Origin of the sequence: Paenibacillus sp. FSL R5-0341 (assembly GCF_037975235.1) — a bacterium.
Classification (GTDB): Bacteria; Bacillota; Bacilli; order Paenibacillales; family Paenibacillaceae; genus Paenibacillus; species Paenibacillus amylolyticus_A.
Map to the genome: position 1 here is coordinate 4,666,370 of NZ_CP150241.1, position 19,200 is coordinate 4,685,569.

Here is a 19,200-nt window from a genome sequence, read left to right on the forward strand (position 1 = left end):
CAACGCGAAATTTTTAAATATTAATGATATCAAGCTTTCTACGATCTACTTCTAATCCCTATTCATACTATTATATAGAAGAAACGGGTTCTCTTATATAGAGTATCGACATATGGGATGAATTACTTTATTAAACTGGAAAAATACATTTCTCCATTCAACTATTACAGCTTTTTTAATAATTCTTTTGTAAAAACTGCCCTATTTCCTCGTTCATTTGAACCAGTACGTCCTGTGAAGGAAAATGTCCTGTATCATACTTGATGGCTTGAACATTCGGAATAATTTTTTGAGCCCGTTCAATACACTTATCCGCTGGGAAAAATACATCCTTCTCCCCCACCAACAACAAGGTTGGTGACGTATAGTTCACCAGTTCTTCCCGCTCCGTGAGCTTGGGCAGATCCTGATCTATACTGACGTATTTAAAAAGTTTGCCGATAATGTTTTTGTCCATTTCTTTCATGCAGTTGCACGACATGGTGTCCGTAATTTTTTGCAAAGAAGATGGTGAAGACGTCATGCGGTACTTGACGAGCGGTAGCGTGATATCCTGAGCTGTTTTGATTTTGGAATTGACAGCGAGACCCGCAGGAGCAACCAATACGGAGCACGAAATGCGTTCCGGAATATAGGTGGCCAATCTGAGGATAATGCCTCCTCCAAACGATGGACCGATAAATGCACTCTTTTCGATATCATAGTGATCCAGCAGATCCGACACCCATAATGCCAAACTATCAAACCGTGTCGAGATGCTGGCTTCCTCACTATAGCCGGGATGACCAATCGTATCAGGAGCAATAATCCGGTATTCTTTAAATAAGGAAGAGAACCATGACAACGTCATCGGATTCACACAATTACCGCCCTGAAGAATAAATAATGGCTTGCCATCTTGAGGACCTGTTAATAAAACATGCGTCTTCCCAAAACGTGTCTCCACATACTCCCGTGTAAATCCCTCACCCAACTCATTCAAATAAATCTCATACTCTTCAAGAATGCTACTCTTGCCTTCTTCACTTCTGTAAATGGAACTCATGTCTGCCTCCTGCAAAATATACTCAAATAACCCATTCTAGTGAATGGACTTGCTAATCAATGGACCAAAAAGATAAAGAGGGCCTGCAGATGACAGGCTCCTCCATATGTTTAACTAATCATATTCAGATGATTATAGAGCGGAAACTGGAAATTGTAAATAACGATTCTAATAGACCAGAAATAAAGGGCTCATCTAAAAAAAATATACTTATTTTCGGCCGTAATCCGCCTTGATTTCGCCCCACTGCTTGGTCTGCCATTTTAGCACTTTATTGCTGTACGTATTGGTCTGGAGCCACTGCTCCGCACGGTCAATCATCAGCCAGATCTCTTCCGTGGAGTTGTCCCGCGCTAACGTCGTGGCTACTTTTTTCTGCTTCAGCCATTTCATGGCATTGACCGAGTCGGTATACACCGTTTTGGTGCTGCCTTCTTTCTTCAGATGTGCTAGAGCATGTACAATGGCCAAAAATTCGCCCAGATTGTTTGTGCCTTTGGAAATCGGTCCAACGGAGAAAATAATCTCACCTGTGCGCGTGTCTACCCCTTTGTACTCTACTGGTCCGGGGTTCCCGCGTGTCCCCACATCAACAGAGATGCTGTCGTAATCCACTTCTTCCGACGTTTCCATACCTGCACTTCTTCCGCTACTGGCTGACTTCGTCTTCGACGCTCCGCCTGCACTTGAACCCCAGTTCCCTTTCCATCCGGCGCGATACGCTTCTTCTGCAGCCGCTTTGGATTCATACGATTTATATTTTGCTCCGGTAAAATGATCCGTTTGCGCTTTGCAATCCGCCCATGTATTATATACGCCTGGCTTCTTACCTTCCCAGACAACATAGTATTTCTGTTTCGCCACTGTGACCCGCTCCTTCATTTGCTACATTCAATACCTTATTGTAAACGATTGGGAGGTCGGAATGAAAGCAGTGGTTTGTTCTTTTAAAGAAAGAAGGTTATGAAAACTCTCCTATGTTTGGAGGATCACCCCATGTCCTCAACATCTCTAAAGCTACTTCCAAAAGCTTGCTTTGATTGTTTTGCATTTGTAGCTCAGTGATGTGTTGATACCTAAGTATTTGTGAATCCGATAGCCTATCCATCGCTTGCTCCAATAACATGAATGACTGTGCACTCACTTCCAGACTGGAATCCCCGATAAATGGGATGATGTTCTCTATATGTAGTATGTAATCCAGGTGTTCAAGAGCGTATAACAATGTGCCTCTGCTGCCCAAGGTCTTGGGGTCTGTTATGACTTCCAATAATGGCTCGACTGCTCGATTATCTCCAATATCAGATAAAGCGATGGCAATTTCATTTCGTAATACATTGTTTTCTGTAGATTTTAAAATTTCAATCAGAAAGGTTAATTGAGATGTATCCCTTTTCTCACCAATACATGCTACTTGTTGGATAGCACCTTCCATATCTCCTTTAGAAAGCATTTCTTGTATTATGTTCGTATACATCGTACGTAATATCACTCCTCTTTTGTTATAAGAAAGGACTACTTAAATAACATCGGTAATTTCCTTATTTTAGGATGTAGGATAATAGTCCCTTTATTATGGGACTATTTCACTTACTCCCCTTTCTTCCTTTCAATTGCATAATTCCCCCAACTCCAGAACAGCCTAATCACAGAGCATAGTGGATATAGAAAGGAACAAAATCAATGGACTGGATATGGAAATCCGTTTTACTTGTACTCATCGGCATGATTCTGTTGCGAATTGCAGGACGCAAGTCGATCTCGCAGATGAGTGTCGCCACAACGGTCATCATGATCTCCATCGGAACAACAATTGTGCAACCTATTGCGAATCATGAGCTTGGCAAAGCGATTGGGTCGGCATCGGTATTCATCGCAACATTGCTTGTGGTGGAACAGCTGCAATTGAAATTTAATGTTTTTGAACGGCTAATGAGTGGTAGTTCCAAAATCGTGGTAGAGGATGGAAAGGTCATTATCCCGAATCTGAAACGTATGCGTTATACGATGGATCAGCTTGAGATGCATATGCGGCAGAACGGAATTACAAGTGTAGACGATCTGGAGACGGCAACGGTGGAGCCCAATGGGCAACTCGGTTACGTGCTAAAACGACATGCTCGTCCCGTGAAGATTGGAGATCTGGAAGAGATACTACGAAACTATACGATTACAGGTAACAGTCCAGCAACGGGAGATCAGCCGCAACAACACAACAGCAGCAAATCTTCAACGCCTAGCGATAACTCCACAGATATTTTCCAAGAAGTCAGCAAAGGTGCTCATGCTCAGCCCGTCGACCCGAAGCTTCAATAGATGCTATCTAACCTCTCCAAAAAAACAATAGACCGGCCCTGCGAGCACGCAACAACATCGCTCCAACAGGTACGGTCTATTTTCACTTCAATTGATTATTTACAAGATTACTCCACGTCATCCAACCCAAGATATAGTCGTAATCAACGTGTGCTTAGGTAAGCAATACCCAAGCCACCCGTAACCGGGTTCTCATAGATTTCACAGTCTACATCGAATACCTCACCAATCATCTCGCGAGTCAGAATATCAGCCGGTTTGCCATGGACCACAATCTGCCCCTTTTTCACCACATAGAGATAATCGCAATATTCTGCTGCTAGTTCGAGATCATGGAGCGCTGCCAATATGCCAATGCCGAGTCCACGGACAATATTCAGAATTTGTAGCTGGTATTTAATGTCCAGATGGTTCGTCGGCTCGTCCAGAATCAGAAATTCAGGTTGCTGTGCCAGGACACGTGCCAAGACCACACGCTGTTTCTCTCCACCGGACAGAGAGGCGTAATTACGATCAGCATGTCCAGTCAGATGTACTTTTTCCAGAGCCTGCTCCACGATTTCGTGATCCCTTTCATTATCCGTTTCCAGCATTTTTTTGTGTGGGGTACGACCCATCATGACCATCTCGCGCACCGTAAAATCAAAACTCAACTCATTAAACTGGCCAACAACGCCCATATGTCTGGAAACAATCTTCGGGCTCGATTTGAGGATATCTGTATGATCCAGAAAAACCTTGCCTTGCTGCGGTTTAATCACTTTATAGATGCTCTTGAGCAGCGTTGACTTGCCACAACCATTTGGTCCGATCAGTCCAACGAACTGTTTACCGTTCACCTGTAATGAAATGTCCTTGATGATGTCCGTGTTCAGCACAGAGATGGATACATTTTCTACATTCAGTTTCATGTTTAATTTCCTCCAAAACCGTAGCCTTTTTTGACCAGCATATACATAAACATTGGCGCACCAATCATCGCCGTAATAATACCGATCGGCAACTCCACACTGGATATGAGAGATCGTGCGATCACGTCCGTCCAGATGAGGAAAATGGCTCCAAACAGTACGGATACAGGCATCACTTTACGATGGTCAGAACCCACCAGACCTCTGACGATATGTGGAATGATGAGTCCGACAAAACCAATCATGCCACAGCTCGCCACCATGACGCCTGTCACCAAAGCAGTTAACAACATGTATACCCTGCGGTACACACTCAGATTAATACCCAACGTAACGGCTGCTTCATCCCCCAATAACATCGTATTGAGAACTCTGGACTGCAACAGGAAAAACAGAATCGCTACCAGCACAACGATACCGACCAGCGGAAGCTTGTTCCATCCAGAAGCCGCCAGGCTGCCCATGGTCCAGAACGTCACCGTTTTGATGCCTTCGGCATTGTTGGCAAAATAAATAATAAAATTGGAGAAAGCGCTACATAGCGCATTAATGACCATCCCAGCAAGCACCAGCTTGACCGACGTCATTTTACCCCGAATCCCTGCCAAAGTCAGGACCAGTAAGGACGCCCCCATCGCACCGGCAAACGCCCAGAAAGCCACCCCGGTCTGTCCAAGCCACCCAATGGCACCGAATCCAATGAGAATCGCAAAAGTCGCTCCAAGTGAGGCTCCTGAGGATATACCCAGTATGTAAGGATCAGCTAGTGGATTCTGCACAGCAGCCTGCATAACAGCACCACACAATGCCAAGCCTGCACCAATAAACATCGCCATCAGCACACGCGGGAAACGAATCTGCCAAATGATATCTGTAAAAGAGCCCGCTTCAATTGGTGTTGCCCCCCACTGAAATCCCGTTAGTTTGTATAAAAGAATACGATATGACTCCGCCAGCGGAATACGAACCTGTCCAATGGAAACCGCAATCCCTACAGAGATAAGCGTAATAATGATTAAAACTGCAATCAGTAAGGCAAACCCCGATTTACTATGAATCAAAGACTCTCTTTTCCCCATACGCTGTGTCTGAACCTGAACCGTCTGTGCCATCTCTTCCCCCATCAATTCGCGTAAAATGTAGAACAAATTAAATTTAGCTATTTACAATGTGTTTTCTCGGATTATAATTGAGAATGATTATCTTTGTCAATTTAAAACACATAGAAAAGGGGTTCATCGTTTAATGAAATTCACATCTAGAACCATTGGCTTCGCTGCGCTAAGCCTCCTGTTACTGCTACTTGTAGCCTGCTCGAATGCTTCAACTTCTTCCCCTGCCGAAGAAACAACTTCAACAACTAACGCGACAGAAACTTCAGCTCCTGCTGAGAATACAAATAAAACGACGTACCCGCTCACCATTGAGAATTTCACGATCTCCGGTGAGGGCGGCGAGTGGAAACCGAAAGCGCAAGTATTCGATAAAGCGCCTGAACGTGTTGTCGCGAATACCCAATCTGCGGCTGAGATGCTCATCAAGTTGGGTCTGACTGATAAAATGGTCGGCGTTGCTGCTCTATACGGTTCCGTTACACCCGATGTCGCGGATGATTTCGCCAAAATTCCGGTATTGTCCAAGGATTATGTCGGTAAAGAGCTGGTTGTAGGCGCAAGCCCGGATCTGGTACTCGGACGAGGCGACTTGTTCGCAGATGCGGACTGGGGCGTGGGTACCGTGGACGGATTGAATGATATGAACATCCGTACATTCCTGCAAACGACGAATCACAAAGGCACACTCGATAGCCTGTATAGCGATATTGCACAACTTGGGCAGATCTTCGATGTTCAGGAAAATGCCGCAACATTCACGGAAAGTCTGAAGACTCGTGTTGCAGCCATTAAGGCAAGTGTAGCCGATCAGCCTGAGCACAGTTTTGCCTATATCGTACCGGCTACGGAAGACACGATTACCGTAAGCAGCATGCAAAACGATACGTTTCAACTTGATGCACTCGGCCTGTTGAAGCTGATAAATACGTTTGATGGAGTGCAAGGTGAAGTTAGTGTGGAACAGCTGATTACAGCGAACCCAGACTACCTGCTCTTGTCCGCTTATGCCGGTTCACCGGATATCGATAAGCTAATTGAGAACCTGTATGCCAACCCTGCCCTGCAAAGCATGAACGCGATCAAAAACAAACAAATCTATGTCACAGATTTCAGCCAGTTCTGGGGTTATGGATATCAAATTCTGGATGGTATTGAGAAAATGGGACAGGAAATGAAAGCTAATCCAATCAAGTAATCGCCGGATGTTGGCTTGTAATGTAGTATTGCAGTGAAGTATTAAAATGAAATAAAAGCAAAGGAGCAGGAGAAGACATTCTCACTGCTCCTTTGCTTTTATCCTCGTGTGCAATAAGTCATGGAACAAGGGCTTGACATTAGTTTGATAACAAACTATATTACACGTATGAAAACAAGAGACGCTATTTCACTCATATCCAAAATTAAAGAGAAGGTCAACCGCTTTATCCTGGCCGAGATGGCTGAGCAGGGAATCCAGGATCTCGCTACGTCTCATGGGGATATTATCTATGCCCTGTACAATAATCACAGGATGACCATGGCTGAAATCGCCAAAAAAATTGGCAAGGATAAATCGACGGTGACCGCACTTGTGGACAAATTGGTGCGGACAGGATACGTCCTCAAGGAGCGTGATGCAACAGATTCACGAGTTGTTCATGTGGCTTTGACTGCAAAAGGCGAACAATTAAAGCCGGTCTTTGAAGAGATATCGCAGCGCATGCTGGACGTGTTCTATGCGGACGTTACGGAAGCGGAGAAAAAAGAACTGCTGCGAATTTTAATGAAAATTCATGGCAACTTCTAATTTTTTTTGGAGAAATAGTTTGATATCAAACTAATAGTTTAGAGGAGGTTTTTGGTATGACGGACTACACTCAATGTTTACCGGAACATGAGGTAAAGAAGATCGGAGAACATGATTTACACTTGGAAATATTCCAAGGAACCCCGCCTCATGACGAAGAAACAACGACCAAGAAGCCCCCACTGCTGTTCGTTCACGGTGCATACACAGGCAGCTGGATGTGGAGCAAATATATCCCCCACTTTGTCCAGCACGGTTGGACCTGTTATGTCATGAACCTGAGAAGTCACTACAAGAGTCGGGTCATGGACATGACAAAGATTACGTTTGACGATTATTTGGAGGATATTCGTGAAGTGTTAGCCGAGTTCAACGAACCTCCCGTTCTCATTGGCTTTAGCATGGGTGGGATTCTCAGTCAAAAGATTGCAGAAACCGCTACTCTGGCAGGCCTGGTTGTGATTGACGCCAGTCTGAGCAGGGAAGTCCATGAGCTAATCCCCTACCCGGAAAGCAATCGTATCACACCTGGGATCATCATGCCTGCACCTGTCCGTGATGAACTGACCAGTATAGATGAGACGGCAGAAGACATTGCTTTTCAGCGTAAATATCTGCAAACGGAGTCTGCGAAGGCATTTGCTACCTTTTCAGTTCTGTGTGGAGCCGATGGAGTATCCATTAATGGTGATCAGATCTGTTGCCCCAGCTTGGTAATCAAGGCTGTTTCCTGTGAAGACGAAGATCAGAGAGGCAAATTAACCGCCAAGCAGCTGGATGCCGAATATGCCGGACTGTGGGATACGACCCATACGGGGTTACTGGTAGGCCAACGGTATATGGAAGCTGTCGATATCATCTTAGAATGGTTAGACAGATAGCAAGAATGTAAATACAAATAACCGCCCAATATCACTGGGCGGCTTTATTCTGCAACAAAAGTAAGACCTACTGTCTGTTTGGTCAAGACCCCATTTAGTAGACATTATAAAAAGACCCTAGGCTGCAAACTGGCGTCGGTACTCTACCGGCGTCAGTTTTTTCAGTTTCCGTTGTGGCCGTTTTCGGTTGTAAAAACGGATATATTTTTCGATTTTGCTTTGTGCTTCGCTAAGCGTTCGGATATGATAAGGATAGAGTCCTTCCGTTTTGAGATGCGAGAAGAAACTCTCCATCGAGGCATTGTCATAACAATTTCCTCGGCGAGACATGCTGATTCGGGCGCCAACCTTTGGCAGCATGTCGTGGTACGCATGAGACGTGTACTGGAATCCCTGGTCGCTGTGAACGACCAGTCCAGTCACGTCTTTTTGCTTCGCAAACGCCTTGCTGAATGTGCGAAGCACCAGTTCATTGTCGTTGCGTTCGCCTATTTCGTAAGCCACAATTTCGTTATTAAACAGATCCTTTATGGCTGAAAGATATATCCAGCGCTCTCCCACACGATATTGGGTAATATCCGTTACCCATTTATGATTCGGTTTTTCTGCACTGAAATCTCGCTTCAAGAGGTTCTCTGCTACACGCTGCGCAGGTGTATACGAGCTGCTGGAGCGTCGTTTACGACGGATTCGAGATTGAATACCGAGCATTTGCATCAGGCGGAGCACCTTTTTGTGGTTCATCCAAATCCCCTGATCTTGCCAAAGGAACAACTGGAGTTGCCTATAACCATATTTGCCTTCATATCGTTGATACGTTTGAAGCACCTGTTTCTTCGCTTTTGCGTCGCGATCGAATCGTTTGCGTTTTACATAGGCATAAAATCCACTCCGTGACACGCCAAACACATCACAAAGTTTCTGGATATCACCGTATCCCGCTACTTTTTCTATGATCTGAAATCTTTCTTGTTTGCTTCCTTCCTCCAGATTACCAAGCACTTTTTTAGCAACTCATTCTCCCGTTTCAGTTTTTGTACATAGCGGTCTTGATCCAAGTATTCTTTACGTCGACCTCGCTGATCCATCAGTCCAAATTCACCTTGTTCCCGATATTTTCGTATCCAGCGCTTCATACGTCCTGGATCATGAATCCCCAGATGTTCATTAATCTTTCGATAAGTCCACCCCTCAACCGTATGTAGACGAATAGCCTCATTTTTTATCTTCTCCGAATACGTTTTAAACTTTTGTCCCTTAATCGCCATAAAAAATACACCCCCTAGAATTTCATCGGCTGAACCCAGGGGTTTTTCCAATGTCTATTCTAAGGGGTGCACTTCAGTTAGCGCTCAGGTTTCTCTTTTTGAGAAGATAGATCCCCGCAACCAGGATAAACCACACCGGCGTAACAAACAGTGCAACACGCGTATCCTCGGCCAATGCCAATACTACCAGCACAAATACCAAAAACGTCAGAATTAAGTAGTTCGAGAACGGATATAGTGGCAGTTTGAAGCGGCTGCGACTCGCAAGTTCCGGCTGAGTACGACGATATCGGAGATGACAGATCACCATGATGCCCCAGACAAAGATGAAGCATACAGTCGACACGCTCGTGATCAGCGTAAACACGCCCTCTGGCATGATATAGTTCAACACAATCGCGATCAAAATAACAATCGTGGAGAAAAATAACGCGTTGGAAGGTACTTTTCTTTTATTCAGTCGTGCAAATGACTCAGGAGCGTTGTGATCTTTTGCCATGGAGAATACCATACGGCTTGTACTGAAAATGGCACTGTTACAAGCCGACGCTGCGGACGTCAGTACCACAAAATTCACAATCCCGGCGGCGGCTGCAATACCTACAGCTGCAAACACCTGTACAAATGGACTTTCAGTAGGCACTATAGCGTTCCACGGATAGATGCTCATAATAATCAGCAATGCGCCAACATAGAAGAGTAAGACCCGAATCGGAATCTGGTTAATCGCCCTCGGAATAACTTTCTCCGGGTTCTCCGTCTCCCCCGCTGTCAGTCCCACCAGTTCCATGCCTACAAAGGCGAATACCACCATCTGGAACGATATGATGAATCCATGCAATCCATTCGGGAACCATCCTCCATGACTCCACAGATTGGTGAAGCTCGCTGGACCCTGATTCGTTGTAAAACCTTTGAAAATCATATATAAACCAACAACAATGAGTGCCAGAATAGCCACGACTTTAATCAGGGCAAACCAGAATTCCATCTCACCAAACAACTTGACCGTTGCCAAGTTCATAATTAGCAAAATGACCAGCGCAATTAACCCTGGCATCCACTGAGGTACATTCGGAAACCAAAACTGCGTATACAATCCAACGGCCGTAATGTCAGCCATCGCAATGGATATCCAGCAAAACCAGTAGGTCCAGCCTGTAATAAATGCCGCCATATTTCCCAGGTAATCACGCACAAAATCGACAAAGGAATGATACTTCAAGTTGCTAAGCAGCAGCTCCCCCAATGCACGCATGATCAGGAACAATACAACACCCGTTATAATGTAGGCCAGCAAAATGGATGGCCCTGTTAGTTGGATCGTTTTGCCTGCTCCGAGAAACAAACCTGTACCAATCGCCCCTCCAATTGCCATCAGCTGCACATGCCTGTTTTTTAATCCCCTTGTTAACGTTTCTTCCTGCATGGTAAACCACCACTCTCTTTCTGCAAATGCTCTCTACGATGAAAAATAATATTAATCATCATATAATAATTTGCCCAGAATACCTATCCCTCTTTTATATATTTTTTTTTGCACAGCAAAGAGGGCCTCTTTGTGCAAGGTGCCCTCTGGTTTTGTACATATGTACGATCCCTCGTTATCTCATATCATGCTGATCATACATACCTAATGAAATATATTAAAATATATACCAAACATAGAACGGAAACGACTAAAAAGGCAATCGCCAATGAACGTTCGTTTTTCCAAATTCGAATCGCATTAGCAACACTAATCATCACTAGCGCAATCAAACTAATAACACTCGAATACAAATAAAATGAGTTGAACACGATCATCATACATCATACATCCTACGATCCAGATGAACCAATACCAAAGTGGAATCTTCTGAAAAAGCTGCTTCATTATGATTTAATCCTTATATATTAAATTGGTCAGTGTACAAGATATTCTTCAACAGGAATGAAATTTCCTTTATTTAGGTCATAATCCCAAATAATTAATACTATTTAGACCCGATTTTAAACATCTTCACAGTAAAAAGGGCTCCCTCTAAAGGCGCCCTCTGGTCTGTTCAGTTATTATTTTTGCTTATCCAATCAGTTCTGAGGATATCGATCAATGTAATTTCATCGCCCTCTTTGTCCGTACCAATTTCAGATAGCGCGGTGTATCAAATTTTCGATCTTAATGCATCTCGCTACAAATACGGAAGGTTCAGAAAGCACCATCTTTTTAACGAAAAGTGCTATCTAACCAACAACTATTTTTGCTTGTAAAACTCGTGATACAGCTTCATTAACGCCCGTTTCTCAATCCGCGATACATAAGAGCGTGAAATGCCCAGTTCCTTGGCAATCTCGCGTTGGGTGCGCTCTTCCCCGCCTGCTTCTAAGCCGAATCGACCAATCACGACTTCTTTTTCCCGATCATCCAGGATGTCGAGATTGCGATAAATTTTGCTTTTTTCAATCTTGAGCTGCACTTTATCTACAACGTCGTCGGCTTCTGTTCCGAGGATATCAATCAGAGTAATTTCGTTACCTTCTTTGTCCGTACCAATGGGGTCATGCAGGGATACGTCTTTACGTGTTTTCTTCAGGGAACGCAAGTGCATAAGTATCTCGTTTTCAATACATCTTGCTGCAAACGTAGCGAGTTTGGTTCCTTTGCCTTGTTGAAAACTTTCGATCGCCTTGATCAAACCGATGGTTCCGATGGAAATCAGATCTTCCTGATCTTCGCCAGTGTTGTCGAACTTCTTGACGATATGCGCGACGAGGCGCAGATTGTGTTCAATGAGCAAATTGCGGGAGTGTGCATTGCCTTCAGCCATAAGGCGTAAATGCTTGGCTTCATCATCCTCAGCCAGTGGCTGGGGGAACGCATTATTTTTGACATACGAGACGAGTAACGTTAACTCTTTAATGAATAGAGCAATTGCGGTAAACAATCCGGGCACAGATGACACCTCCTGCAGTTTTACAACGATCTGGCCTGAGCACGTGGGGGAACAGGGTCGATCTATTGTATGTAGGCAGGGGCCCAGAAGTGCACGTACACTTGAAAAAGAGGATGATCTTGCGAAGATTTCATACACTCACGGTAACAATCGACCCGACCTTCTGAAGAAGAAGAAATTCTTTCTCGACACTTTGAATAAAATATGTTTTCTCACCAAATAGGACGACATCATTCTCGACTAATGGAACATCGCTTTTGAAATAAATGAAATTATCGGTTTCTCGAAACGCACCTTTGTAGTAGAACATAATACCCCTCTCCCACTAATCGATATTTAGAAAAAAACCTCCACTCCCACATGTTAATGCAGGAGCAAAGGTCTCACATTCCAATTTCTAATTCACCGGAGCTGGCTCCACAGCATCCGGGAATTCCGGCAAGCGCTGTTTGCGCTCCATCGCCAAACTGATGAACAACCCTAGCAAGCCTAACCCGGCAATTACTGCTGCATACAAAGGCACGGATATAAGTCCCGTATGAGTAATTGCATATCCGCCAAGATAGGCACCGCCTGCATTTCCCAGGTTAAATGCGGAGTGACTTGAGGTTGTCGCCAAAAGCGGAGCTTCACGGGTCATATTCATGATTCGAATCTGCAATCCTGGCATAATACCAGAGGCCGCAACACCCCAGAAGAATATCGTAATTACCGCGAGATAAGGATTGTCCAGCGTAATCGTAAGTGCAGCTAGCAATACAGCCAAGATCCCAAAGTTGACGATCAGGGAAGGCATCAGCTTCCAATCCGCCAGACGACCACCAACCATGTTACCCAAGGTAACGCCGAAGCCGAACAGTACCAGAATCCAAGTCACATTCTGCTCGGCAAAACCACTGATGTCCACAAGCATTGGGGTGATGTACGTGAACACTGTGAAGAGACTTCCACACCCCATCGCTCCAACGAGCAGGATCAATAGTACTTGTGGACGCACCAGGTTCCGGAACTGCTGTCCGAGATTAGCAGGTGCACCTTGAGGTAGGATGGGAATAAAACGGATGATACCAATTAACGAAATGATACCCAAAATCGTAATCGCCCCGAAAGATGACCGCCATCCGAGCTGTTGTCCGATAAATGTACCGAACGGAACACCAATGATGTTGGCGATCGTAAGCCCTGCAAGAACAACGGATACAGCTCCTGCCCTTCTCTCAGGTGCAACGAGCCGCGTTGCCATGATTGAACCTACACCCAGGAACGTACCATGGGCAAATGCTGTTAATATCCGTGCCGAGATTAATAACCCGTAGGTAGGAGCAATGACAGACAAGGCGTTACCGATAATGAAAATGCACATCAGCAGCACCAGCAGTTTTTTCTGCGGAATCTTGTGTGTAAACACGGTCAATATTGGCGCACCCACCGCTACACCAAGCGCATATCCCGTAATGAGTTGTCCTGCCTGCGGAATACTTACATTCAGGTCTGTCGCTACATTGGGCAGTAAGCCCATAATAATAAATTCAGTCATACCAATTGCAAATGCGCCAATCGTCAGGCAAAACAGGGATAATGGAAACGCCCCTCGTTTACTGGGCTGTGAAGCCTGTGGTTCTGTTGTGTGTCCTGTGGTGCTCATAGATGTTCTCTTCTCCTGTCTCTTAATCAACGATTTTCTGTCGCCTTCAACCACAAGGCATCTGTTAATTGATCAAACGTTTCACGCATAGCCAGTTTGTCCCGCCAGTGTGCCGGAATGCCGCTTAGCCCGTAATAAGCACCTGCGATTTGTCCGTACACCGCACCCGTGGTATCCGCATCATCACCCAGATTAACAGCTAGCAACGCGCCTTCCTCAAAGCTTGAGGATTTATGGAACGCCCATAATGCTGCTTCAAGTGAACGAACCACGTAGCCACTGCCCTTGATTTCTGGCGGTTCTTTGCTCTGATACGAACCCATGACAACCTCTTCAATTGCGGGTGAAAAAGTAAGCTCTTCCCTCCACTGTCGGCATGTCTCCGGCATCAGCATGACGTTCTTGTCCGCTCCGCGCAGGCCAGCAACAAGTATCGCAGCCAATACCTCACATGCCTCCACACTTTCCGTTGCGGCATGTGTTGTACGGGAGCTCAGCCCTGCATAATGAACCGCCTCCTTCGGACGATTGGCGTAAGCCATCGCGACAGGCGCAAGTCTCATAATAGATCCATTGCCCGCTGTCATCGGGTCGGCTGATCCGCTGTAGGCTTCTCCAGTTAATTCAAACCTCTCCAAGGCACTTCGTGTGGCCCCGCCGATGTCAAAGCAGTCGCCTGTGCTGCTCATATACCCGACCTTGTACCAATTGGTATATCTGCGCATCTGATCCGCAGGATCAAAATCTGCCTTACGTACCAGACTTTCTGCCAGACATAAAGCCATGGATGTATCATCTGTCCACTGCCCGGCCTCAAGCCCGAATACGCCGCCTCCCACAATATCGGTAACGGGTTCGAACGTACCCGGAGGACTGAATTCAACCGTAGTTCCGAGCGCGTCACCCACTGCAAGCCCGATGAGGCAGCCATTGAAACGGTCCTTTTGCAGCATCTTTGTGTTCCTCCCTTACTCCATATACTTTCAGAATCTTTCTTTCATTTTCCCACATCGCTTCATCCGGCGTAAAGCTAATAAATCCAATAACTTAAGTTCCATTTCTTCTATTATAAAAGTGTCGAAAGCTGTTGAACGGTCAGTTCATCCCATTTTCATAAAAAAGTTTTATTTTTTTGAACTGAAAAAACGGTTTATTCAGTACACCGCTTACATGTAAAGGGCTTAACGGTTTGCAACGTTTATCATTTTCTGAAAACAAGTCATTCACGTGAAAACTTTCAATGTAAACATTCATGACGCGCTTGACCCTTCAGTTTGTCCTATGTTACGGTTTTATTAGCTTCAACGCATATTTTTTCCCAAATTAATATTCATTTTCGATCTACTGCGTCAACTAACATCCCGCAGTTTAATGAATATACGGGAATGAATTTGCAGAAAACTTTCACTTTGTTTTATCCCCAAACTAATTCTGAAACAGGAGGAACAAATTTATGATTAAGGCACTGGTGTTTGATTTCGACGGAACGATTATTGATACAGAGACAGCATGGTATATTGCTTTTCGTGATGCTTACAAGGAACACGGCGTGGATTTAACCCTGGAGATGTATTCACAATGCATCGGTACCAGTCTGAAAACATTTAATCCATATGAGTACCTCATCACAGATTTGAATCTTCCGATCGATCGGGAAGCGTTCAGGGAATCCGTTCAGTTGCAGCACGCTGCATTGATGAACAAAGAGGTCGTTCGTCCGGGCATTCAAGAATATCTTGATCAAGCACGTGAAGCAGGACTAAAACTGGCTGTGGCCTCTAGCTCCAAAAGAGAGTGGGTCGAACAGCATCTGGAACAACTGAAACTGAAAGATTATTTTGAAGTCATCCGTACGGCAGATGATGTTGCGAATGTTAAGCCTGACCCAGAACTTTACAATCAAGCACTTGAAGCCCTTGGAGTAACTGCAGACGAAGCCGTAGCGATTGAGGATTCACCTAACGGCGCGCGTGCAGCTGCTGCGGCTGGTATGCACTGCGTAGTCATCTCGAATACCATCACAGGAACATTGGAATTCGATATGCCTCACCAACGGCTGTCTTGCTTGACCGACCTCGCATTTAACGATTTGATTTCGAAGCCACTCGTCACTACCGTCTAAGGTCTGCACGAATTTCGCGATTTAATCCTTAAAGGGGGAGTTCACACATGAAAGCTGTACATTTTGGTGCGGGCAATATAGGCCGCGGTTTTATCGGTCATATGTTGTCCGCTTCCGACTACGAAGTCTGCTTTGTCGCACGTAACCCGAAGAAAATCTCCATGCTTCAACAGAGACAGGAATATCCGATTACCCTGGCAAATAGGGATCAGGATACAACGATTGTCAACAACGTGACTGCCATCAATGTGAGTGAAGAGGATCGTGTTGCCGAAGAGATCGCTTCAGCCGATCTGATCACAACCGCCGTGGGTGTATCTGCACTCGGAGATATCGCTGAGCCGATCGCCAAAGGCATTCAACTTCGCATGAAAAACAATAATCAGGCTCCGCTGCATATTATCGCTTGCGAGAACGCCATCGGTGGCAGCACCCGACTGAAAAAACGCATCTATCCATTCCTGGATGAATCAACCCGTAATAAAGCCGAACGTTATGTTTCTTTCCCCAATGCAGCTGTGGACCGAATTGTTCCGGCTCAAAACCACAAGGACCCGCTGCAGGTCACTGTTGAACCTTTTTACGAATGGGTCGTTCATCGTCCAGCACTTCTGGATGGTTTTAAGAAAATAGATGGCGTCCACTATGTGGATTCGCTTGAACCTTATATTGAGCGTAAAATGTTCACGGTAAATACAGGCCACTGTGTCGCCGCATACTTCGGCTATCTCGAAGGATTCAAGACGATCCGCCAGGTGATGAGTAATTCCACCCTGCGGGCCAAGGTGCGCCATGTTATGGAAGAGACCGGTCAAATGCTCATCCAGAAGCACGGATTCAACGCTCAGAAGCATAACAAATATATCGACACCATACTGGAACGCTTCGCCAATCCCAACCTGACGGATCAGGTTACCCGGGTCGGACGTTCCCCCCTTCGCAAGCTTTCGCCTCATGATCGGCTTGTTCGCCCAGCGATGCAGGCCAGTGAATTCGGAATTGAAATTCCTCATTTAACTTCTGCTATGGCGGCCGCAATGCTGTTCAATGACGAACGCGACGAGGAAGCCATGAAGCTCCAATACATGATTCGCGAAGAGGGTGTCTCCACCTTCATCCGTGAACGCATGGGAATTCCCGACGAACATCCCGTTCATCAGAATGTAATCGCCCGCTATCAAGAACTGAGAGGGCGCAAGGAATCGACTATACTAACCTGATATGATCTATTAGGGTTACTGGTTCGATCCCGCAAACTGAATAGAAGCATGGCCAAGAAGCCGGGAAGAACCTATGCATCAGCATTGTTCCTTCCGGCTCTTTGTCTTTGCACAGCACGGTACACTCTGTAATGTAGTAACCCCGTCAATAAAAACAGCGTATCTCCTCTCTCAAGGAAACACGCTGTTTAATGGTATCGTTTTAACTTACTTTATCGTTTGGCTTAGGCGTGTAGCTCATCCATTTTCTACTCATTCATGATTGAATTAAGGGACGCATATGCCATGGGCAGGAAACCTTCGGACGGTTCACCAATCGGTGCATGGATGTGGAAAACAAAACCATTGCCATCCAGTTCCTTAACAATAAAGTACTCTGTTTTCTTATCATTCTGGGACATCATGTATAGTTGTGCATCCTTCATCGGACCATTGCTGAGTTGTTCAGCCGTTAATTGCTTCACTTCTCCGGTTTCGGACAACTCTTCCTTGGCATCCATCTTCAGCGCATCCAGATTGTAATCCGCCGGCAGCTTCTCAATCTCTACCTCATAATCCGGATCAATCTTCATCGATAATTCCTGGTCTTCCGCGTCAAAAGCCATCGGTTCAAACACATAAAGTGAATACCCTTTCGCTTGTGCCAGTGTCACTGGGCGCTTCTCGGTCATTCCTTCTACCGTTACTTCCAGCTCTGACGTCTTCGGACGATCGGACGTTACAGTACCGCCTGCATTGGAACCGTTATTGTCATCACTTGATTCGATTTTTGCAATCTCAGTGAGGACCAGCTGTTTCGTTGTTGCATCAATGGTTTTCTCTACATATTTGAAACGAACGGAATCTTCGTCATCGATATCATCCAGTGACTTCTGCAGATTTTCGCCCACCTGGAATGACATCGGTTCTTCATTCACTCGAATCTCGACGGTGTGCGGATCAGCCCATCCAGTCAGAATGCCTTCGGCTTCGATTGCAGCACTTTCATTCGGCTGTTGCTCCGGTGCGGGTGACTGTTCTTCCGTATTATTCACTGGTGGCTGTGTAGCAGGATTGCTGTTCCCACAGGCCACAAGCGAGAATCCCATAAGTAAAACCAGTAGTGATGCACTGACTTTCATTGTATTTCCTTTTCGCATATGAACACCTCCGTTAGCTTATACGCAATGATGCTTGTCCATGTTGCTTCTCATCCATTGGCTTGGCTGTATACTAGTACTTACACGGGAGACAGGCGGCTCAATCATGCAAAATGTCTGAATGGTTGCTCAGATCCTCTGCTTAGCTGGCCTGATCCATCTGTACCAGTTTCGCATTGGCTCCGTTAAATGCTTTGGTCTGAAGATTAAATTGCTTTCGGAATTCAGCAAGCTGCGCATATTCGCTATTCCGTACCCGGATGGCTCGCTTGATCTTCACCAGATTAGGTTCCACACTTTCACTCATCAGGCCATATAACTGCTCATCTGCATTCAGACTCTGCTGATACGAAGCCACGAAATTTTCAAATGCACGTGCTCTTGCTTCAAATTGATCCAACACCTTCTCAGCCTGGGTCAACGTTTCTTCATTTTCAAACGATAGTTCCTTAAGGGAGCTGCGCAGGGCCACCGTCTTCTCGTTGGTTTCTTTCATGGCCTCTTCCGCCTGCTTCAACAACGTTCTTCGTTCATGAATATGCTCTGCTGCCTGATCCAGAAGTGCTTCGAGATCACTGTTTTTATTCTTGCCTTTATCTAAAATAGTCTTGTATAACTTCATGTCTTCCTGCTCATGACCAGCCAAGGCCTTCAAGCTCTGATCGATCACCTGACCGCTGAGCACCAATTGATTCACCTGATTTGCCGCAGGCTCCTGCGGCTCTCCACAACCACTTGCCAGCAGAATTAGCAATACGCTAAGTGCCGCAAGCGCCACTTTTTTACTCGTTAGCACCCAAGCCCTTCCTCTCTTGCATC

At 45.5% G+C, this 19,200-nt stretch carries 20 protein-coding genes; 6 read left to right on the forward strand and 14 right to left on the reverse strand.

Annotated features, from left to right (window positions below):
• Positions 1–175: 175 nt before the first annotated feature.
• The 3 genes from MKX75_RS20955 to MKX75_RS20965 all read right to left on the reverse strand — a co-directional run bounded on the left by MKX75_RS20955 (position 176) and on the right by MKX75_RS20965 (position 2,522).
• Positions 176–1,045 carry an alpha/beta hydrolase gene (locus tag MKX75_RS20955; protein ID WP_169481224.1) on the reverse strand — a complete coding sequence of 290 codons (870 nt, stop codon included), beginning with the start codon at positions 1,043–1,045 and terminating at the stop codon, positions 176–178.
• A 210-nt stretch (positions 1,046–1,255) separates the two neighbouring features.
• Entirely contained in the window at positions 1,256–1,909 is a 654-nt protein-coding gene (locus MKX75_RS20960) for a ribonuclease H family protein (protein ID WP_062835609.1), read from the reverse strand.
• A gap of 97 nt (positions 1,910–2,006) precedes the next feature.
• Positions 2,007–2,522 carry a HEAT repeat domain-containing protein gene (locus MKX75_RS20965; RefSeq protein ID WP_339166640.1) on the reverse strand — a complete coding sequence of 172 codons (516 nt, stop codon included), beginning with the start codon at positions 2,520–2,522 and terminating at the stop codon, positions 2,007–2,009.
• A gap of 206 nt (positions 2,523–2,728) precedes the next feature.
• Here MKX75_RS20965 and MKX75_RS20970 point away from each other — a divergent pair, with 206 nt between their 5' ends.
• Positions 2,729–3,361 (forward strand): DUF421 domain-containing protein, encoded by a 633-nt coding sequence (locus MKX75_RS20970; RefSeq protein WP_339166641.1) that lies wholly within the window; start codon positions 2,729–2,731, stop codon positions 3,359–3,361.
• A gap of 143 nt (positions 3,362–3,504) precedes the next feature.
• Here the strand turns inward: MKX75_RS20970 and MKX75_RS20975 are convergent, their stop codons facing one another.
• Both MKX75_RS20975 and MKX75_RS20980 read right to left on the reverse strand, forming a co-directional pair.
• Positions 3,505–4,272 (reverse strand): ABC transporter ATP-binding protein, encoded by a 768-nt coding sequence (locus tag MKX75_RS20975; RefSeq protein WP_339166642.1) that lies wholly within the window; start codon positions 4,270–4,272, stop codon positions 3,505–3,507.
• Between the two features lie 2 nt (positions 4,273–4,274).
• Positions 4,275–5,351 carry an iron ABC transporter permease gene (locus MKX75_RS20980; protein WP_339170544.1) on the reverse strand — a complete coding sequence of 359 codons (1,077 nt, stop codon included), beginning with the start codon at positions 5,349–5,351 and terminating at the stop codon, positions 4,275–4,277.
• Between the two features lie 166 nt (positions 5,352–5,517).
• On the opposite strand from MKX75_RS20980, the gene MKX75_RS20985 reads away from it, so the two are divergent.
• The 3 genes from MKX75_RS20985 to MKX75_RS20995 all read left to right on the forward strand — a co-directional run bounded on the left by MKX75_RS20985 (position 5,518) and on the right by MKX75_RS20995 (position 8,054).
• The gene (locus tag MKX75_RS20985; RefSeq protein WP_339166644.1) at positions 5,518–6,582 is read left to right on the forward strand and encodes an ABC transporter substrate-binding protein; all 1,065 of its coding nucleotides are present in this window, start codon (positions 5,518–5,520) and stop codon (positions 6,580–6,582) included.
• A 168-nt stretch (positions 6,583–6,750) separates the two neighbouring features.
• Complete coding sequence (locus MKX75_RS20990; protein ID WP_339166646.1) at positions 6,751–7,173, forward strand: MarR family transcriptional regulator; 423 nt, start codon at positions 6,751–6,753, stop codon at positions 7,171–7,173.
• Positions 7,174–7,229: 56 nt separating this feature from the next.
• Positions 7,230–8,054, forward strand: a complete 825-nt coding sequence (locus MKX75_RS20995) for an alpha/beta fold hydrolase (RefSeq protein WP_339166648.1) — start codon at positions 7,230–7,232, stop codon at positions 8,052–8,054.
• Between the two features lie 117 nt (positions 8,055–8,171).
• Here the strand turns inward: MKX75_RS20995 and MKX75_RS21000 are convergent, their stop codons facing one another.
• From MKX75_RS21000 to MKX75_RS21030, 7 genes are all read right to left on the reverse strand, one after another.
• Positions 8,172–9,056 carry an IS3 family transposase gene (locus tag MKX75_RS21000; RefSeq protein WP_339166293.1) on the reverse strand — a complete coding sequence of 295 codons (885 nt, stop codon included), beginning with the start codon at positions 9,054–9,056 and terminating at the stop codon, positions 8,172–8,174.
• Entirely contained in the window at positions 9,005–9,322 is a 318-nt protein-coding gene (locus MKX75_RS21005) for a transposase (RefSeq protein ID WP_339166294.1), read from the reverse strand. Before MKX75_RS21005 ends, MKX75_RS21000 begins: the two co-directional genes overlap by 52 nt.
• A 73-nt stretch (positions 9,323–9,395) precedes the next feature.
• Complete coding sequence (locus MKX75_RS21010; RefSeq protein ID WP_339166649.1) at positions 9,396–10,751, reverse strand: amino acid permease; 1,356 nt, start codon at positions 10,749–10,751, stop codon at positions 9,396–9,398.
• 805 nt (positions 10,752–11,556) lie between these two features.
• Complete coding sequence (gene sigK / locus MKX75_RS21015) at positions 11,557–12,255, reverse strand: RNA polymerase sporulation sigma factor SigK (protein WP_062329827.1); 699 nt, start codon at positions 12,253–12,255, stop codon at positions 11,557–11,559.
• A 130-nt stretch (positions 12,256–12,385) separates the two neighbouring features.
• Positions 12,386–12,565: a hypothetical protein gene (locus MKX75_RS21020; RefSeq protein ID WP_062835618.1), complete on the reverse strand. Its 180-nt coding sequence runs from the start codon at positions 12,563–12,565 to the stop codon at positions 12,386–12,388.
• Between the two features lie 87 nt (positions 12,566–12,652).
• Complete coding sequence (locus MKX75_RS21025; protein ID WP_339166650.1) at positions 12,653–13,900, reverse strand: MFS transporter; 1,248 nt, start codon at positions 13,898–13,900, stop codon at positions 12,653–12,655.
• Positions 13,901–13,926: 26 nt separating this feature from the next.
• Positions 13,927–14,853: an ADP-ribosylglycohydrolase family protein gene (locus MKX75_RS21030; protein WP_339166652.1), complete on the reverse strand. Its 927-nt coding sequence runs from the start codon at positions 14,851–14,853 to the stop codon at positions 13,927–13,929.
• Positions 14,854–15,353: 500 nt separating this feature from the next.
• Here MKX75_RS21030 and MKX75_RS21035 point away from each other — a divergent pair, with 500 nt between their 5' ends.
• Both MKX75_RS21035 and MKX75_RS21040 read left to right on the forward strand, forming a co-directional pair.
• Positions 15,354–16,022 (forward strand): HAD-IA family hydrolase, encoded by a 669-nt coding sequence (locus tag MKX75_RS21035; protein ID WP_062835621.1) that lies wholly within the window; start codon positions 15,354–15,356, stop codon positions 16,020–16,022.
• A 47-nt stretch (positions 16,023–16,069) separates the two neighbouring features.
• Positions 16,070–17,242: a mannitol-1-phosphate 5-dehydrogenase gene (locus MKX75_RS21040; RefSeq protein WP_076332258.1), complete on the forward strand. Its 1,173-nt coding sequence runs from the start codon at positions 16,070–16,072 to the stop codon at positions 17,240–17,242.
• A gap of 248 nt (positions 17,243–17,490) precedes the next feature.
• Here the strand turns inward: MKX75_RS21040 and MKX75_RS21045 are convergent, their stop codons facing one another.
• On the reverse strand, positions 17,491–18,381 hold the full coding sequence (locus MKX75_RS21045) for a hypothetical protein (protein ID WP_339166654.1): 891 nt from the start codon (positions 18,379–18,381) through the stop codon (positions 17,491–17,493).
• 142 nt (positions 18,382–18,523) lie between these two features.
• Positions 18,524–19,177 carry a YkyA family protein gene (locus MKX75_RS21050; protein WP_339166656.1) on the reverse strand — a complete coding sequence of 218 codons (654 nt, stop codon included), beginning with the start codon at positions 19,175–19,177 and terminating at the stop codon, positions 18,524–18,526.
• Positions 19,178–19,200 lie beyond the last annotated feature (23 nt).

Bases quoted from the DNA above. Each gene is read 5' to 3' on its own strand.
- MKX75_RS20955 (WP_169481224.1), bottom strand. From the start codon at position 1,045: ATGAGTTCCATTTACAGAAGTGAAGAAGGCAAGAGTAGCATTCTTGAA.
- MKX75_RS20965 (WP_339166640.1), bottom strand. From the start codon at position 2,522: ATGTATACGAACATAATACAAGAAATGCTTTCTAAAGGAGATATGGAA.
- MKX75_RS20970 (WP_339166641.1), top strand. From the start codon at position 2,729: ATGGACTGGATATGGAAATCCGTTTTACTTGTACTCATCGGCATGATT.
- MKX75_RS20975 (WP_339166642.1), bottom strand. From the start codon at position 4,272: ATGAAACTGAATGTAGAAAATGTATCCATCTCTGTGCTGAACACGGAC.
- MKX75_RS20980 (WP_339170544.1), bottom strand. From the start codon at position 5,351: ATGGGGAAAAGAGAGTCTTTGATTCATAGTAAATCGGGGTTTGCCTTA.
- MKX75_RS20985 (WP_339166644.1), top strand. From the start codon at position 5,518: ATGAAATTCACATCTAGAACCATTGGCTTCGCTGCGCTAAGCCTCCTG.
- MKX75_RS20990 (WP_339166646.1), top strand. From the start codon at position 6,751: ATGAAAACAAGAGACGCTATTTCACTCATATCCAAAATTAAAGAGAAG.
- MKX75_RS20995 (WP_339166648.1), top strand. From the start codon at position 7,230: ATGACGGACTACACTCAATGTTTACCGGAACATGAGGTAAAGAAGATC.
- MKX75_RS21005 (WP_339166294.1), bottom strand. From the start codon at position 9,322: ATGGCGATTAAGGGACAAAAGTTTAAAACGTATTCGGAGAAGATAAAA.
- MKX75_RS21010 (WP_339166649.1), bottom strand. From the start codon at position 10,751: ATGCAGGAAGAAACGTTAACAAGGGGATTAAAAAACAGGCATGTGCAG.
- MKX75_RS21020 (WP_062835618.1), bottom strand. From the start codon at position 12,565: ATGTTCTACTACAAAGGTGCGTTTCGAGAAACCGATAATTTCATTTAT.
- MKX75_RS21025 (WP_339166650.1), bottom strand. From the start codon at position 13,900: ATGAGCACCACAGGACACACAACAGAACCACAGGCTTCACAGCCCAGT.
- MKX75_RS21030 (WP_339166652.1), bottom strand. From the start codon at position 14,853: ATGCTGCAAAAGGACCGTTTCAATGGCTGCCTCATCGGGCTTGCAGTG.
- MKX75_RS21035 (WP_062835621.1), top strand. From the start codon at position 15,354: ATGATTAAGGCACTGGTGTTTGATTTCGACGGAACGATTATTGATACA.
- MKX75_RS21040 (WP_076332258.1), top strand. From the start codon at position 16,070: ATGAAAGCTGTACATTTTGGTGCGGGCAATATAGGCCGCGGTTTTATC.
- MKX75_RS21045 (WP_339166654.1), bottom strand. From the start codon at position 18,381: ATGCGAAAAGGAAATACAATGAAAGTCAGTGCATCACTACTGGTTTTA.